This is a genomic window from Streptomyces sp. NPDC002817, from assembly GCF_053592055.1.
Map to the genome: position 1 here is coordinate 68,439 of NZ_JBSFUY010000033.1, position 16,737 is coordinate 85,175.

At 71.3% G+C, this 16,737-nt stretch carries 15 protein-coding genes; 14 read left to right on the top strand and 1 reads right to left on the bottom strand.

The window, feature by feature from the left end:
• Nucleotides 1–30: 30 nt before the first annotated feature.
• From ACWD3I_RS39805 to ACWD3I_RS39820, 4 genes are read left to right on the top strand one after another with little or no spacing between them, the layout of a single operon-like run.
• Nucleotides 31–1,530: an FAD-binding oxidoreductase gene (locus tag ACWD3I_RS39805; protein ID WP_365395273.1), complete on the top strand. Its 1,500-nt coding sequence runs from the start codon at nt 31–33 to the stop codon at nt 1,528–1,530.
• Nucleotides 1,531–1,567: 37 nt separating this feature from the next.
• Nucleotides 1,568–2,122, top strand: coding sequence for a flavin reductase family protein (locus tag ACWD3I_RS39810; protein WP_365395270.1), 555 nt, complete (start codon nt 1,568–1,570; stop codon nt 2,120–2,122).
• A gap of 23 nt (nt 2,123–2,145) precedes the next feature.
• The gene (locus ACWD3I_RS39815; protein WP_365395267.1) at nt 2,146–2,562 is read left to right on the top strand and encodes a nitroreductase/quinone reductase family protein; all 417 of its coding nucleotides are present in this window, start codon (nt 2,146–2,148) and stop codon (nt 2,560–2,562) included.
• 29 nt (nt 2,563–2,591) lie between these two features.
• Nucleotides 2,592–3,938 (top strand): cation:proton antiporter, encoded by a 1,347-nt coding sequence (locus tag ACWD3I_RS39820; protein WP_365395265.1) that lies wholly within the window; start codon nt 2,592–2,594, stop codon nt 3,936–3,938.
• Between the two features lie 12 nt (nt 3,939–3,950).
• Here the strand turns inward: ACWD3I_RS39820 and sigJ are convergent, their stop codons facing one another.
• Nucleotides 3,951–4,928 (bottom strand): RNA polymerase sigma factor SigJ, encoded by a 978-nt coding sequence (gene sigJ / locus ACWD3I_RS39825; protein ID WP_365395262.1) that lies wholly within the window; start codon nt 4,926–4,928, stop codon nt 3,951–3,953.
• A 263-nt stretch (nt 4,929–5,191) separates the two neighbouring features.
• On the opposite strand from sigJ, the gene ACWD3I_RS39830 reads away from it, so the two are divergent.
• The 10 genes from ACWD3I_RS39830 to ACWD3I_RS39875 all read left to right on the top strand — a co-directional run bounded on the left by ACWD3I_RS39830 (nt 5,192) and on the right by ACWD3I_RS39875 (nt 16,732).
• The gene (locus tag ACWD3I_RS39830) at nt 5,192–5,818 is read left to right on the top strand and encodes a hemerythrin domain-containing protein (protein ID WP_365395259.1); all 627 of its coding nucleotides are present in this window, start codon (nt 5,192–5,194) and stop codon (nt 5,816–5,818) included.
• A gap of 276 nt (nt 5,819–6,094) precedes the next feature.
• Nucleotides 6,095–6,367: an acyl carrier protein gene (locus ACWD3I_RS39835; protein ID WP_307038126.1), complete on the top strand. Its 273-nt coding sequence runs from the start codon at nt 6,095–6,097 to the stop codon at nt 6,365–6,367.
• A 27-nt stretch (nt 6,368–6,394) separates the two neighbouring features.
• Entirely contained in the window at nt 6,395–7,177 is a 783-nt protein-coding gene (fabG, locus tag ACWD3I_RS39840; RefSeq protein WP_266834965.1) for a 3-oxoacyl-ACP reductase FabG, read from the top strand.
• Nucleotides 7,178–7,204: 27 nt separating this feature from the next.
• Complete coding sequence (locus ACWD3I_RS39845) at nt 7,205–8,143, top strand: aromatase/cyclase (protein WP_365395257.1); 939 nt, start codon at nt 7,205–7,207, stop codon at nt 8,141–8,143.
• Nucleotides 8,144–8,145: 2 nt separating this feature from the next.
• The gene (locus ACWD3I_RS39850; RefSeq protein ID WP_365395254.1) at nt 8,146–11,496 is read left to right on the top strand and encodes an FAD-dependent monooxygenase; all 3,351 of its coding nucleotides are present in this window, start codon (nt 8,146–8,148) and stop codon (nt 11,494–11,496) included.
• 32 nt (nt 11,497–11,528) lie between these two features.
• Entirely contained in the window at nt 11,529–13,022 is a 1,494-nt protein-coding gene (locus ACWD3I_RS39855; RefSeq protein WP_365395251.1) for an FAD-dependent monooxygenase, read from the top strand.
• Between the two features lie 17 nt (nt 13,023–13,039).
• Nucleotides 13,040–13,954 carry an alpha/beta hydrolase gene (locus ACWD3I_RS39860; RefSeq protein ID WP_365395446.1) on the top strand — a complete coding sequence of 305 codons (915 nt, stop codon included), beginning with the start codon at nt 13,040–13,042 and terminating at the stop codon, nt 13,952–13,954.
• 59 nt (nt 13,955–14,013) lie between these two features.
• A complete protein-coding gene (locus ACWD3I_RS39865; RefSeq protein WP_365395248.1) occupies nt 14,014–14,352 on the top strand; it encodes an acyl carrier protein in 339 nt (112 codons plus the stop codon).
• Nucleotides 14,349–15,167 (top strand): 4'-phosphopantetheinyl transferase family protein, encoded by an 819-nt coding sequence (locus ACWD3I_RS39870; protein ID WP_365395245.1) that lies wholly within the window; start codon nt 14,349–14,351, stop codon nt 15,165–15,167. Before ACWD3I_RS39865 ends, ACWD3I_RS39870 begins: the two co-directional genes overlap by 4 nt.
• 5 nt (nt 15,168–15,172) lie before the next feature.
• On the top strand, nt 15,173–16,732 hold the full coding sequence (locus tag ACWD3I_RS39875; protein ID WP_365395242.1) for an acyl-CoA carboxylase subunit beta: 1,560 nt from the start codon (nt 15,173–15,175) through the stop codon (nt 16,730–16,732).
• Nucleotides 16,733–16,737: the final 5 nt, after the last annotated feature.

The following is a 16,737-nucleotide window of genomic DNA, read 5'->3' on the forward strand; positions in this document are numbered from 1 at the left end:
GGGCCGGGGGCGCTTGTATTGGGACCGGACATGATCAGTCGAAGAACACTTCTCGGAGCCTCCGGCGGCGCCCTCGCGCTCGCCGCCCTCCACCCCTCCCCAGCCCGCGCGGCCGCTCCCTGGGAGCAGCTGCGCGGCCGTCTTTCGGGCACCCTCGTGCTGCCCGGCGAAGCCTCCTACGCCACCGCCAAACTGCTCGAACTGCAGCAGTTCGACACCATCGACCCGCAAGCCGTCGCGTACTGCGCGAGCGCGGCCGACGTCGCCCTGTGCCTGGCCTTCGTGCAGGACAACGACCTGCCCGTCGCCATCCGCAGCGGCGGCCACAGCCTGGGCGGCTACTCCACCACCACCGGCCTGGTCGTCGACGTGTCCCGGCTGAACTCGATCAGTCTCACCGGCGCCACGACGACGTTCGGGCCCGGCGCCCAGAACGTCGACATGCTGAACGCGCTCGCCCCCGCGGGGCTCGCCGTGGCCGGCGGCGCCGGCCCCACCGTCGCGGCCGGCGGCTTCGTCCAGGGCGGCGGCCTCGGCTTCCTGACCCGCCCGCTCGGCGTGGCCTGCGACGCCGTGACCTCCGCGACCGTCGTCCTGGCCGACGGCCGGATCGTGACCGCCGCACCGAACCGGCACAGCGATCTGTTCTGGGCGATACGCGGCGGTGGCGGCGGCAACTTCGGCGTCGTCACCTCCTACACCGCCACCGCCTCCGCCGTCACCGACGTGGCCACCGCGACGCTCGTCTTCGCCTACGACAAGGCGCTCGACATGCTCGACGGATACGCCCGCTGGCTGGTGGACGCCCCCCGCACCATCGGCGGCGCGGCCGTGGTCACGCTCCCCGACGCGGCGCCCGGCGTCACCCCGGTGCCCGCGATCCGTCTGGTCTCCACCGGCACGGCCGCCCAACTCGCCGACGAGGCGGGCCGGTTGCTCGCCCTGACCGGGCCGCCCGCCTCCCGCGTGGACGCCGTCATGCCGTACCGCTCGCTGATGATGGGCGTCTACGGCTGCGCCACCAGGACCGCCGAGCAGTGCCACCGGGCCGCCGACCTGCACCCCGAGGGGCAGCTGACCAGGCCCGCGTTCGGGCTGGAACGCAGCCGCATGTTCAAGTCCCCCATGGCCCGCACCGGGTGGGCGGCGGCCCTCGCCGTGTTCGACGCGGACCGCCGGGCCGGCCAGATCCGCCAGCTGCAGGTGCTGCCGCTGGGCGGAGCCGCCGCCGACCTCGCCCGCACGGCCACCGCGTTCGTGCACCGCGACAGCCTCTGCACCACCAACTACCTGGCCACCATCGCGAGTTCACCGACCGACGAGGGCCGGGCGGCCGCCCGTGCGTGGGTGGACCGCGGGTTCGCCGCGATCGACCCCTACTCCAGTGGCGAGACCTACCAGAACTTCATCGACCCGGCCCTGAAGGACTGGAAGCGGTCCTACTACGCCGAGAACTACCCGCGGCTCGCCGCGACCAAGGCCCTCTACGACCCGTACGGCCTGTTCAAGTACGCCCAGAGCATCCGCTGAGCCCCTCGCCGGGGCCTTCTTCCCCCAGGGGGCGCCCATGACCACGACACAGCCAGGCATCCTGCAACAGCGGGCCGACGGTCCCATCGACGGCAAGGTGCTGCGCAATGTGTGCGGCATGTTCGTGACCGGAGTGACCGTGATCACCAGCGGCAGCGGCTCGCACGCGGCCGGCACCACCGTCAACTCCTTCACCTCGGTCTCCCTCGACCCGCCGCTGGTGCTGTTCTGCCTCCACAAGGCGTCCCGCCTGCGCGCTGTGGTGGAGGAGTCCGGCGCCTACACGGTGAACTTCCTCGCCGGCCGGCAAGAGCCCCTGGCCTGGGCGTTCGCGGGCAAACACACCGCGAACCTGGACGGCGTCGACCACCACTACTCCACCGCCGGCGTGCCCGTGCTCAGCGGCGCCATGGCGTTCCTGTCCTGCCGCCTGGTCAACGCCGTCGAGGGCGGCGACCACACGATCTTCATCGGTAAGGTCGCCGAACTGGGCGTGTCCAGCGGCGAGTCCGAACCACTGATCTTCTTCCGCGGCTCCATGGGCTCCCTGGAGGCCGAACAGCGCGGCACCCACCCCATGTTCGACGTCTGACCCGCACGCTTAAGGAGTTCCGGATGTCCGCCATCCAACGGCGACTGGCCCGCTTCAACCGCACCTTCGCCAACCGCTTCGTCGGCCCCGTCCTGACCCGGATGCCCGGGTTCGGCGCCGTCCTGCACGTGGGACGCAAGTCCGGGCGCGTCTACCGCACCCCGGTCAAGGTGTTCAAGCGCGACGGGAACTACGTCATGTCGCTGCCGTACGGCCCCCAGTCCGACTGGGTGCGCAACACCATCGCCGGCGGCGGCTGCGAACTGCACACCCGGGGCAAGCTGATCCGCCTGGACCAGCCGCATGTGTTCACCGACCCGCAGCAGTCCGTCGTACCGGCGCCGCTGCGGCCCCTGCTGCGCCGCTTCAAGGCCTTCGACTTCATCGAGCTGCGTCCCGTCGACGCTGCCACCTCCACGTCCGCGCCGGCCCGACCATGACCGCCGCCGCCCCCTGACAGGAGACTGCTGTGCCCCACTCCGAGTGGATCACCGTCACGGCGATCGGCGGCATCGCCCTGATCCTCGCCCTGGCGGCCGCCGTCACCGCGCTGTGCCGCCGTATCAGACAGCCCGCCGTCATCGGCGAGATCACCGTCGGCATCTGCCTGGGACCGAGCCTGCTCGGCCTGTTCCCCGGCGACCTGCCCGACCGGCTCTTCCCCGCGGAGATACGCCCCCATCTGGGCGTCGTCTCCCAGGTGGGCCTGCTCCTGTTCATGTTCATCATCGGCTGGGAGTTCAACGGCGGCGCCCTCAAAGGCCGCTTCCGCTCCACCGGCACCATCTGGATCAGCTCGCTGGCGCTGCCCATGGCGCTCGGTGTCGGGCTCGCCTGGCTGATCTACGGCTCGCACGACGTGGTCGACGGAAGGACCGTGCCGTTCACCGAGTTCGCGCTCTACCTCGGCGTCGCGATGTCCATCACCGCCTTCCCGGTACTGGCCCGGATCATCGCCGAACAGGGACTGCAGAAGACCCGCGCCGGCACCCTGGCCCTCGGGCTGGCGGCCGCGGACGACGTGCTCGCCTGGTGCATGCTGGCCGTCGTGGTCGCCCTGACCACCGCCACCGGCACCGCCGGATTCCTGACGGTGATGGCCTGGTCGGCGGTCTACCTGGTCGCCATGCTGTGGCTGGTACGCCCCGTGCTCGCCACCGTCGGCGACCGGCTGCGCGTCACGCACACGCAGTACGTGCCCGTGCTCGTCGCCTCCGGCGTGTTCACCTCGGCGTTCGTCACCTCCCACATCGGCATCCACGCCATCTTCGGGGCGTTCATGTTCGGTCTCGTGATGCCCCGGCGTCACGACAGCCTGCTCCACCGGGTGGCGCTGCCGCCCCTGGAGAGCGTCGGCAAGCTGCTGCTTCCGGTGTTCTTCGTCGTCACCGGCCTGTCCGTGGACCTCACCACGCTCAGTGCGGGCGGTGTCCTGCAGACGGTGGCCATCATCGTGGTCGCCTGCCTCGGCAAGCTCGGTGGCGTCGCCCTGTCCGCCCGGCTGACCGGCATGGAGTGGAGGGACGCCACCGTGCTCGGGGTGCTGATGAATACCCGCGGGCTGACCGAACTGGTGCTGCTGAACGTGGGGTTGAGTCTCGGGCTGCTGACCGTGCAGCTGTTCTCCGCGATGGTGCTCATGGCCCTGGTCACCACCGGGATCGCGGCGCCCGTCCTCAACCGGCTGCTGCGGGACGACGACCGGGCGCCCCTGGTGGGGAGCGCAGCCGGCACTCCGGACGCCGCCGGGGCGGTCGCCGGTCCGCGTGCCGATGTCGCCGAAGCGGCCGCCGGCCACGGGCGCGGCGCGCACTGACACCCACGGCCCTCAGACCTCCGTCTCGGCGGGCTCGTCGGCCTCGCCGGACCGCACCCGGGCCAGCTTGTCCGGGTTGACCACGGCGTAGATGCCGCGCACCTGGTCGCTGTCGGGTGTGAGGTCCATGACCAGCACCGCGTAGGGGGAGTCCTCGGAGAACACCACCGCCGAGGGGTCGCCGTTGACGTGCCGGTAGTGGATGTCGAGGTCCTTGGGGGTGCGCCCCGCGTAGCCCGCGAGCAGCCGGCAGACCTTCTCCCGGCCGATGACCGGACGCAGGCCCGCGGTGCGGACCTTGCCGCCGCCGTCGGTCCACATGGTCACGTCCGGTGCCAGCATCTCCATCAGCAGACCGAGGTCGCCGCCGAGCGCGGCGTCGATGAACCGCTCGGTGACCTGCTGCTGGACGTGCGGATCAGCCTGGTAGCGGGGGCGCCGCGCCTGTACGTGGGCGCGGGCCCGGTGGGCGAGCTGGCGCACCGAGGAAGGGTTGCGGTCGAGGATGCCCGCGATCTCGGCGTGCGCGTAGCCGAACACGTCGTGCAGCACGAACACCGCCCGCTCCAGCGGGGAGAGCGTCTCGAGGACCACCATCAGCGCCATCGACACCGACTCGCTCTGCAGCGCCCGGTGCGCGGGCTCGGCGACCGGCTCCTCGTCGGCGGCGCCCCGGGTCACCAGCGGCTCCGGCAGCCAGGGACCCACATACGTCTCACGGCGTCGCTTGATGACGGCCTTGCGGGCCAGCGCGTGGTTGACCGCGATCCGTACGAGGTAGGCCCGCGGGTTGTCGATCTCCTCGTGCGGGGAGCGGCTCTTCTTCGCCGACCACGACAACCAGGTCTCCTGGAGCACGTCGTCGGTGTCGGCGACGGTGCCGAGCAGGTTGTAGACGATCGAGAACAGCAACTCGCGGTAGCCGACGAAGACCTCCGTCGAGGCTTCGACGGAACTGGCCGTGTGGTCGCCTGCCTGGCTGTCGGACATGGTGCCTCCCTGTGACGAGCTCACACCCGAGACGCCTTTCGCCCGGGGATTGTGACATCACCCCCCGCGAATGTGATTCAGATCACAAATGTGACGGTTCGTGTCACATCCGGCCATGGCCGATCCCTCTCATTCGCGAGGGCATCCCGGGCCGCGGGGCGTGGGGAGCTCGGCCGCAAGGGTCCGAACTCCCCACTCGCGACAGCGAGTTACCCCATCCGCCGACCGGCCGCGACCGGTCACCCAAGAAAGGCATGCACACCATGGCAGTCGCACAGCAGGCCCCGATCAACTTCGCCGTCATGTACGCCACGCACGACGCGTTCCGGCGCGACATGAGGCGGCTCGCCGCGGCGGTCGCCGCGGGCCGCTCCCAGTCCCCGGAGGTGCGCGACGGCTGGGCGAACTTCAAGCACCAGCTGCATGTGCACCACACCGTCGAGGACTCCGACCTGTGGCCGCGGGTCGCGGCCGCCGTCGCCGGCCGGCCCGCCGACCAGAAGCTGCTCGATGAGATGGAGGCCGAGCACGCCCAGCTGGACCCGGTGCTCGCCGCCGTCGACGACGGCCTGGCCCGCAACGCCCCCGACCTCGCCGACCGCGTCGCCGAACTCATCCGGGTCCTGGGCGACCACATGAAGCACGAGGAGAGCGAGGCGCTGCCGCTCATCCAGGACGCCTGCACCACCAAGGACTGGGACGCCTTCCGCGGAGCGATGGCCCGCAAGCAGGGTCCCAAGGGCGCGGCCGTCTACTTCCCCTGGATCACCGACGAGCAGAACGACACCGAGCGCAAGGCGTTCCTGGACACCATGCCGGCGCCGGTGAAGGTCCTCAACAAGCTCTTCTGGGAGTCGAGCTACAAGAAGCGCCACCTGTGGGGCGTCTGACCCCCACGGCCCGCTGGACGGGCCGCCTGGAGCACGCCCCTGCCGGCGACATCCCCCGCCCCGGCAGGGGCGTTCCCATGCCCGGGCGGGGCTGCTCCCCCAGGGGCGCGGGGAACTGCGCGACCAGCCACAACGAGCCCGCAGCCGCAAGAAGACAGACCCTCCCGAGTTCCTAGGCGCTCTCTCCTGTTCAACCCGATGCCCCTGCCGAGCCCCACCGGCAGGGGCATCGCCATGCCCACCCCATCACCACCCCAATCCCCGAAGGGACCCCTCATGAGCTCCTCCGCGTTCGCCCTCGCCGACCTCAAGCGCATCCTCCTGGAGGGCGCCGGCGCCGACGACGGCATCGACCTGGACGGCGACATCCTCGACCTCGACTTCGAGTCGCTCGGCTACGAGTCGCTGGCCCTGCTGGAGACCGGCGGCCGCATCGAGCGCGAGTACGGCATCGCCCTCGACGACGACGTCTTCACCGACAACCGCACCCCCCGCACCCTCATCGCCGCCGTCAACGAACTGCTGTCGCCGGCCGCCACCGCCGCCTGATTCGACCGGACCCAGGGAGAAGCCACCATGCAGCAGGACCAGCGCGTCGCTCTCGTCACCGGCGCCACCAGCGGAATCGGCCTCGCGGCCGCCCGGATCCTGGCCGCCGGCGGCCACCGCGTCTTCATCGGCGCCCGCACCGCCGAGAACGTCACCAGCACCGTCAAGCAGCTGCGCGAGGAAGGCCTCGACGTCGACGGAGCCGCCGTCGACGTCCGCGACTCCGACAGCGTCACCGCGTTCGTCACCGCCGCCGTCGAGAGGTTCGGCACCGTCGACGTGCTCGTCAACAACGCGGGCCGCAGCGGCGGCGGCGTCACCGCCGACATCGACGACGAGCTGTGGGACGACGTCATCGACACCAACCTCAACAGCGTCTTCCGCATGACCCGCGCGGTCCTCAACACCGGCGGCATGCGCCACAAGGACCGCGGCCGGATCATCAACATCGCCTCCACCGCCGGCAAGCAGGGCGTGGTCCTCGGCGCCCCCTACTCCGCGTCCAAGCACGGCGTCGTCGGCTTCACCAAGGCTCTCGGCAACGAGCTCGCGCCGACCGGCATCACCGTCAACGCGGTCTGCCCCGGCTATGTGGAGACCCCGATGGCGCAGCGGGTGCGCCAGGGCTACGCGGCCGCCTACGACACCACCGAGGACGCCATCCTCACCAAGTTCCAGTCGAAGATCCCGCTCGGCCGCTACTCGACCCCCGAAGAGGTCGCCGGTCTGGTCGGCTACCTCGCCTCCGACACCGCAGCCTCCATCACCGCACAGGCGCTCAACGTCTGCGGCGGCCTCGGCAACTTCTAATCCCCCTGCCCTGAAGGGAGTTCAGCCATGACGCTCCGCGAGGTCGAGCACACCGTCGACGTCGACGCCCCCGCAACGGCCGTCTACCGCCTGATCGCCGAGGTGGAGAACTGGCCGCGGATCTTCCCGCCCACCATCTTCGTCGACCGCGTCGAGGACGACGGTGACAGCGAGCGGATCCGTATCTGGGCCACCGCCAACGGCGAGCCGAAGAACTGGACCTCGCGCCGCACCCTGGACGCCGAGGGCCTGGTCATCACCTTCCGTCAGGAGGTCTCCACCCCGCCGGTCGCCGCGATGGGCGGCACCTGGATCATCGAGCCGCTCACCGAGTCCACGTCCCGGGTGCGGCTCCTGCACGACTACCGGGCCATCGACGACGACCCCAAGGGCCTGGCCTGGATCGACGAGGCCGTCGACCGCAACTCCCGCTCGGAGCTCGCGGCACTGAAGACCAACGTCGAACTCGCCCACGCCACCGAGGACGTCACGTTCTCCTTCGAGGACTCCGTCACGATCGCCGGCTCCGCCAAGGACGCCTACGACTTCGTCAACGAGGCCGGCCTGTGGCCCGAGCGGCTGCCGCACGTGGCCACCGTCCGCTTCGAGGAGCCCGCCCCCGGTCTGCAGAGCCTGGAGATGGACACCCGCGCCAAGGACGGCTCCACACACACCACCAAGTCGTACCGGGTGACGTTCCCGCACCACAAGATCGCCTACAAGCAGGTCACGCTGCCCGCGCTGATGACCCTGCACACCGGCTACTGGACGTTCACCGAGGCCGCCGACGGCACCACCACCGCCTCATCCCAGCACACCGTGGTCCTCAACACCGCGAACATCGCGAGGATCCTCGGCGAGGACGCCACGGTCGCGGACGCCCGCGCGTACGTCCACGGCGCGCTGAGCACCAACAGCCGCGCCACCCTGGGCCACGCCAAGGACCACGCCGAGAACCAGCGCTGACCATGGCGTACCAGCGGCTGGAGGCCGACGTCGTCGTCGTGGGCGGGGGACCGGTCGGGCTGATGCTCGCCGGTGAACTCCGCCTCGGCGGCGCCGACGTCGTCGTACTGGAGACCCGCGAGGCCCCGACCACCGAGTCGCGGGCCTCGACCCTGCACGCCCGCACCATGGAGATCCTCGACAGCCGGGGCCTGCTTCAGGCCTTCGGCACCCCGCCGTGCGAGGTGCGCGGGCACTTCGGCGGCATCCCGCTGGACCTGACCCTGCCCAGCACCCACCCCGGTCAGTGGAAGGTCCCGCAGACCGAGACCGAACGCCTGTTGCAGGACTGGGCGACCGGCCTGGGCGCGCGCATCAAGCGGCGCCACACCCTGCGCGCCCTGCGCACCACGGCCGACGGCGTGGAAGCGGTGGCTGCCAGCCCTGACGGTCCGGTACGGATCCGGGCGGCGTACCTGGTGGGCTGCGACGGCGAGAACTCGACCGTTCGCCGTCTGCTGGGCGCCGACTTCCCCGGCGAGGACGCCCACCGCGAGCTGCTGCGCGCCGACGTGGCGGGTATCGACGTCCCGAACCGGCGTTTCCAGCGCCTTCCCGGCGGCATGGCGGTTGCTGCCCGGCGCGGCGACGGCGTCACCCGAGTGATGGTGCACGAGTTCGGCCGCGAGGCCCAACTCCGCACCCGGGAGCCGGACTTCGCCGAAGTGTGCGAGGTCTGGCAGCGGGTCACGGGGGAGGACATCACCTCGGGCACCCCGCTGTGGGTGAACTCCTTCGGCGACGCGAATCGCCAACTGTCTGCCTACCGGCACGACCGCATCCTGTTCGCCGGCGACGCCGCCCACCGTCAGATGCCGATCGGCGGCCAGGCCCTCAACCTCGGCCTCCAGGACGCGGTGAACCTCGGCTGGAAACTGGCCGCGGTGGCCACCGGCAGGGCCCCGGCGGACTTGCTCGACACCTACCACGATGAACGGCACGAGGTGGGTCGCAGAGTCCTCGCCAACATCAAGGTCCAGTCCCAGCTTCTCCTGGGCGGCCCGGAATCCAGCTCCACCAGGGCCCTGTTCACCGAACTCCTGCCCTCCGAGAAGGTCCGCACCCACCTGGCGTCGATGATCGCGGGCCTGGACATCAGCTACGGCGACCAGGGCGTACGCCTGCCGCGCACCACCCTGAGGGCAGGGCACCGCGAGTACACGACAACGGAGTTGCTCCACCCGGCCCGTCCCCTGCTCCTCCTCCTGACCCCGAGGGCCGCCCCCTTCCTCGAGCAGGCGGCCCCCTGGTCGGACTACGTCACCACACTCACCGCCACAGCCGACCTCCCCGGCACCGACGCCCTCCTGCTCCGCCCCGACGGCCACATCGCCTGGACGTTCCCGAGCGGCACCCCCCTGCCGGAGGCCCTGACCCACTGGTTCGGCCCGCCCACGACGGAACGCCCCACAGCCGACGACGCACGGACGCCGAGTCCACTACGCGCGCCCAAGTCCGAAGCCGCCGCGCTCTTCACCTCCGAACCGGCAGCCGCCCACGGCGGTCGGGCGCCGACGACCGCGTCCGCACCCGGATCCGTAGCCGCTCCATCCCCTGCCCCCGAACCGGCAGTCGCCGACGGCGATTCCGTCCCACAGGGGCCACCCGCACCCGAATCGACAGGTCGCACGGGCGATGCGGGTGGGACCCCCAAGGCCGACGGCGAAGCCGAGGCCGCCAACGACTCCCCGAAGGGTGACCCCATGAACACGAAAGACCCCGCGCACGAGCGCTACGACGTGGCCATCCTCGGCGCGGGCATGGCCGGCGGCATGCTCGGCGCGGTCCTCGCCCGCAACGGCGTGAAGGTGCTCCTCATCGACGCCGGCACCCACCCCCGCTTCGCCGTCGGTGAGTCCACGATCCCGTACACCTCCGCCATGACCCGGATCGTCGGCGAACGCTACGAGGTCCCCGAGATCGTGCACATGGCGAGCTTCCGCGGCATCCAGGACCACGTCTCCCCGATGAGCGGCCGCAAGCAGAACTTCGGCTTCGTCTACCACCGCGAGGGCCAGGACCAGAACCCCGACGAGATCAACCAGCTGGTCGTCCCGGAGTGGCAGCGCACCGAGAGCCACCTGTTCCGCCAGGACACCGACGCCTACCTGTTCCACCTGGCCGTCCGCTACGGCGCGACCCCGCTGCTCGGCACCCGTATCACCGACATCGAGACGGGCCCCGACGGCGCGGTGCTGCGCTCGGACCGCGGCGTGGAGTACCGCGCCGAGTACCTGGTCGACGGCAGCGGTTTCCGTTCCCCCGTCGCCGACGCCTTCGGCCTGCGCGAGGAGCCCACCCGCGCCCGCCACCACTCCCGCACCCTGTTCACGCACATGGTCGGCGTCACCGCCTACGACGACGCCCCCTCCGCCGCCCGGCACCAGCAGCCCAGCCCCTGGCACCACGGCACCCTGCACCACGTCTTCGACGGCGGCTGGCTGTGGGTCATCCCCTTCGACAACCACGACGGCGCGATCAGTCCGCTGTGCAGTGTGGGCCTCACCCTGGACGAGCGGAAGTTCCCCAAGTCCCAGGACCTCACCCCGCAGCAGGAGTTCGACGAGTTCCTGGAGAAGTTCCCGCAGATCGCCGAGCAGTTCACCGACGCCCGCGCGGCCCGCCCCTGGGTCGCCACCGGCCGTCTGCAGTACTCCTCCTCCAGCACGGTCGGCGAGCGCTACTGCCTGACCGCGCACGCCGCCGGCTTCATCGACGCGCTGTACTCGCGCGGCCTGACCAACACTCTCGAGGTCGTCAACTCCCTGGCCTGGCGCCTGATCGAGGCCTCCCGTGACGGCGACTGGTCCACCGAGCGCTTCGAGTACATCGACCGGCTCCAGCAGGGCCTGTACGACGTCCACGACGACCTCGTCTACAGCTCCTTCGTCGGCTTCAAGCACTACGACCTGTGGAACGCGGTCACCCGCGTGTGGGAGTCGACCAGCATCATGCCGACGATGACCGTCGAGCGGGCGTACCGCCGCTTCATGGAGAACCGCGACGAGCAGATCCTCAAAGACCTGGAGAAGACCACCACCCCCGGTCTGCCCGCGCCGGTCGGCGAGGACATCAGCTCCCTGCTCGCCCTGACCCGCTCCACCTGCCAGGCCGTCGAGGTCGGGGGACTGGAGCCGGGCGAGGCCGCCGAGTTCCTCTTCGAGCAGCTGCGCGAGTCCAAGTTCCTGCCGGAGCCGTTCGCGCTCGGCGACCCGGACAACAAGTGCTTCGAGGCGACGCCGGACCTGCTCGGCCAGGCCCTGGAATGGGGCCGCACCAAGGCGCCGGAGCACATCGCCGGACTGTTCGGCTGACCACCACTCACGAGTAGGGGAGAGGAGAGACCATGGACGCCGACGTCATCATCGTCGGGGCCGGCCCGACCGGTCTGATGCTCGCCGGGGAACTGCGCCTGGGCGGCGCCCACGTCGTCGTGGTGGAACGCCTGGAGCAGCCCACCGGCCAGTCCCGCGGGCTCGGCTTCACCGCACGCGCCATGGAGGTCTTCGAACAGCGCGGCCTGCTGCCGTGGTTCGGGGACCTGGAGAAGGCCCCCATGGGTCACTTCGGCGGCGTGCAGTTCGACTACACCGTCCTTCAGGACGCCCATTTCGGTGCGCGCGGTGTCCCGCAGTCGCACACCGAGGACGTTCTGGAGCGCTGGGCGATCTCGCTGGACGCGGACATCCGGCGCGGCTGGGAGTTCCTCGAACTCGACGAGAAGGGCGACCACGTCGAGATCACCGTCGCCACCCCGCAGGGCGTCCAACGCCTCACCGCCGCCTACCTCGTGGGCTGCGGCGGCGGCAGCAGCCCCGTACGGCGAGCGGCCGGGTTCTCCTTCCCCGGCACGGACGCCACCCGCACCATGTACCTCGCCGACGTCGCCGGCTGCGACCTGCGCCCGCGCTTCCTCGGCGAGCGCCTGCCGGGCGGCATGGTGATGGCCGCCCCGCTCGGCGACGGCGTGGACCGCATCATCGTCGTCCCCGACGTCGAGCCCGGCCGCGAACGCGAGCGGTCGGTGAGCTTCACGGAGGTCGCCGACGCCTGGCAGGACATCACCGGCGAGGACATCAGCGCCGGTACCGCCCACTGGGTCAGCTCCTTCACGGATGCCACCCGTCAGGTCACCGAGTACCGGCGCGGCCGCATCCTGCTCGCCGGGGACGCCGCGCACGTCCATCTCCCGGCCGGTGGCCAGGGGTTGAGCACCGGTGTCCAGGATGCCGCCAACCTCGGCTGGAAGCTGGCCGCCGAGGTCCGCGGCCGCGCGCCCATCGGTCTGCTCGACACCTACCACGGTGAACGCCACGCGGCCGGTGCCCGCCTGCTGATGAACACCCACGCCCAGGGCATGCTCTTCGTCGGCGGCCCCGAGATGAGCCCGCTGCGCGAGCTGATGGGCGAGCTCATCCAGTACGACGACGTCAAGCGGCACCTGTCCGGTCTGGTCTCCGGCCTGGACGTCCGCTACGACGTGGGCGAGGGCACCCACCCCCTCCTGGGCCGGCGCCTGCCCCCGCGCACCCTGACCGGCGCCGAGGGCCCCACCACCACGATGGAACTCCTGCACCCGGGACGCGGCGTCCTGCTCGATCTCGCCGACGACCCGGCCCTGCGGGAGGCGGCGGCCCCGTGGCAGGACCGGGTGACGACGGTGACGGTCCGCCCGCAGGACACCGAACCCGTCCTGACGGCCACCACCGCCCTCCTGGTCCGCCCCGACGGCTACATCGCCTGGGCCACCGGCACCACGGCGGACCCGGCCGAACTGCGCACCGCACTGCACCGCTGGTTCGGCGAGGCGGGGGACAGCACATCGGGGAGCACGGCGTGAGCGTGGCCATTCCACCAATGGGCGGGGCGTGCACGGCAGTTGACGCCCCGCCCGCCACCGGGCCCCGCCGCATCATGCTGGACGCGGCGGGCCTGCGCCTCTCCGCCCTGCTCGCCACCCCGCCCGGCGGCGCGCCCCGCGCCACCGTCCTCGCCCTGCACGGCGGCGGCATGACCGCCGGCTACTTCGACGCCCGGGCCCATCCCGGCCAGTCACTGCTCACCCTCGGGGCCCGCCTGGGCTACACGGTCCTCGCCCTGGACCGCCCGGGCTACGGCGCCTCCACACCCGCCCTGCCGACGGGCCAGACCCTCGCCGAGCAGTCGGCCACGGTCCGCACGGCCCTCGCAAACTACGCGACCACCCACGACCTGGGCGCCGGCGTCTTCGTCCTCGGCCACTCCTACGGCGGCAAACTCGCCCTGATCTGCGCCGCGGACGGCCTCCCGGCACCCCTGCTGGGCCTGGACGTCTCGGGCCTGGGTCACCGTCTGGCCGTACCGGCACACGATCTGCCCTCGGCCGGCGGCCAGGGCCACTGGAAACACAACTGGGGCGCCCTGCGCCTGTACCCGCCCGACACGTTCCGCACCTGCCCCGTCGCGCCCATGCCCGAGAGGGAACGCGCCGAAGTACGGTCCTGGCCCGCCCGGTTCGCGTCGGTGGCCGCCCGGCTCCGCGTGCCCGTCCGGTTCACGTTCGCCGAGCACGAGAAGTGGTGGCGCCACGACGAGCACGCGTTGGCCGAGCTGGCCGGCCTGCTGCCGCGCGCACCCCGCGTCCTGGTGGAACGCCTGCCGCAGGCCGGCCACAACATCAGCCTCGGCTGGACCGCCCACACCTACCACCTGCGCGCCCTCGCCTTCCTCGAGGAGTGCCTCGCAGGGCACGCGGTCACCGGCACCACCGTGCCGCTGCCCGCGGCCGCCTGACAGTCCAACCCCCCACGCACACCACCGCCCCGCGCCCCCTCGACGGAAGCGACCAGTCCATGAACCACACCAGCACCCCGTTGTTCGTACGGCCACCCGCACCGTCCGCGCTGCGCGCCATGGACCTCGACGCCCGCACCCGGACGATCGTCTCCTGGCTCTGCCGGGAACTGGCCCACGTCCTCGACGTGCCGCCGGCCCACCGGGTGGGACCCGACCGGCCGTTGCGCGCCCTCGGCGTGGACTCCCTGACGGCGCTGTGCCTCAAGCGCCGCCTGGAGGACGAGCTCGACGTCCGGATCAAGACGCACGACCTGCTGCGTGACGATACGGTCGGCGAGATCGCCGTCCTGCTGGCCGAGTCGGTGGCCGTGCCCGCCTACGGGACGGCGCGATGAGCCCAGCGCGCTCCACCGCCCCATTTCTGCGCACCGTCCCCCGGCTGAGTGTCGACACGCAGCAGATCCATCTGTGGGTGATCGGCACCGAATGGGCGGGCGACCACCCTGAGCACATGGTCACCGGCGAACTGGACGACCGTGAACGAGAACGGGCGGCGGCCTTCGTCCGCCCCCTGGACCGCCTGACCTATCTGATGGCGCACATCGCGCTGCGCCGCCTGCTGTCCGCCTACACCGGTATCCCGCCGGCCGAGCTCCCGCTCGGCAGGGACACCTGCCCGTGCTGCGGCGGCCCGCACGGCCGCCCCGTCCTGCGCGGCACGGGGCTGCACTTCTCCCTCTCCCACAGTCACGGCATCGCCCTGATCAGCATCGCGGACGCGCCTTTGGGAGTGGATGTCCAGCGGGTGCCGACGGTGGAGACGGTCGAGCTGTGCCTGCCGGAACTGCACCCGGCGGAGCAGCGGGAACTGCGGGCCCTGCCCGACGCCGAACAGCCGCTGGCCTTCGGCCGGTTGTGGACCCGCAAGGAGGCCTACTTCAAGGGCCTGGGCACCGGCCTGGGCCGCGAACTGAACTCGGACTACCTGGGCGAGCGCACCGACCCGGACGCCCCCGCCCGCCCTCGGGGGTGGCGCATCGAGAACATGCCGAGCTGCCCCGCGCACGTGGCCGCCGTCGCCATCGCGGCCCCCGCCGGCGCCGCCGCGCCCGACATCCTCGCCCGCCGGCTGCCGACCGAGTGCCTCTACACCGACGACGCCACCGAACGGATCGCCGCCGAGCGGCAGGTCTGCCCCAACTGGGAGTGATGGCCATGCACACCACACCGTCCACCGCGGCGACGCTGGAACTGAAGGAGATCAAGGACCGTATCCTCGAGGGCCCCGATCCCGCCGCCACCGAACGTCAGCACGCCAAGGGCAAGCTGACGGCCCACGAACGCATCGCCCTCCTCCTCGACAAGGGCAGTTTCACCGAGATCGAGGCCCTGCGGCGCCACCGGGCCACCGGCTTCGGCCTGGAGGACAAGAGGCCCTACACCGACGGTGTCATCACCGGCTGGGGCACGGTCGACGGCCGTACGGTCTTCGTCTACGCCCATGATTTCCGTATCTTCGGCGGCGCCCTGGGCGAGGCCCACGCCACCAAGATCCACAAGATCATGGACATGGCCATCGCGGCCGGCGCCCCCCTGATCTCCCTGAACGACGGCGCGGGCGCCCGCATCCAGGAAGGCGTCTCGGCGCTGGCCGGCTACGGCGGCATCTTCCGCCGCAACACCCTGGCGTCCGGCGTGATCCCGCAGATCAGTGTGATGCTCGGCCCGTGCGCGGGCGGAGCCGCGTACTCGCCCGCTCTGACGGACTTCGTCTTCGCGGTCCGTGAGATCTCGCAGATGTTCATCACGGGCCCCGACGTCGTCAAGGCGGTGACGGGCGAGGAGATCTCCCAGAACGGCCTGGGCGGCGCGGACGTCCATGCCGCCACCTCCGGGGTGGCCCACTTCGTCTACGACGACGAGGAGACCTGCATCGCGGAGGTCCGCTACCTGGTCTCGATGCTCCCGGCCAACAACCGGGAACTCCCCCCGGAGACCCTCACCGAGGACCCGTCGGACCGCAGCTGCCCCACCCTCCTGGACACGGTCCCGGCGGACGGCAACCGCTCCTACGACATCCGCACCGTCATCGAGGAACTGGTCGACGACGGCGAGTACATGGAGGTCCACGCGGCCTGGGCCCCCAACATCGTGTGTGCCTTCGCCCGCCTGGACGGCCGCACGGTCGGCATCGTCGCCAACCAGCCCGCCTCCATGGCCGGCGTCCTGGACATCAAGGCCAGCGAGAAGGGCGCACGCTTCGTCCAGTTCTGCGACGCCTTCAACATCCCCCTGGTCACCCTCGTCGACGTCCCCGGCTTCCTGCCCGGCGTCGACCAGGAACACGAGGGCATCATCCGCCGCGGCGCCAAGCTCTTGTACGCCTACTGCAACGCCACCGTCCCCCGCGTCTCGGTGGTGCTCCGCAAGGCGTACGGCGGCGCGTACATCGTCATGGACTCCCGCTCGATCGGCGCCGACGTGGCGTTGGCCTGGCCGACGAACGAGATAGCGGTGATGGGCGCGGAAGGCGCGGCGAACGTGGTCTTCCGCCGGGAGATAGCGGCAGCGGACAACCCGGAGGAGATGCGCGCCCAGAAGATCGACGAGTACAAGCGGAACCTGGTCCACCCCTATTACGCGGCGGAACGCGGCTTGGTGGACGACGTCATCGACCCGGCCGACACCCGCTTGTCACTCATCAGCGCCCTGAGGATGCTCGCTGCGAAGGACGCGTCCCTGCCCCGCCGCAAACACGGCACGCCGCCCCAGTGAAAGGC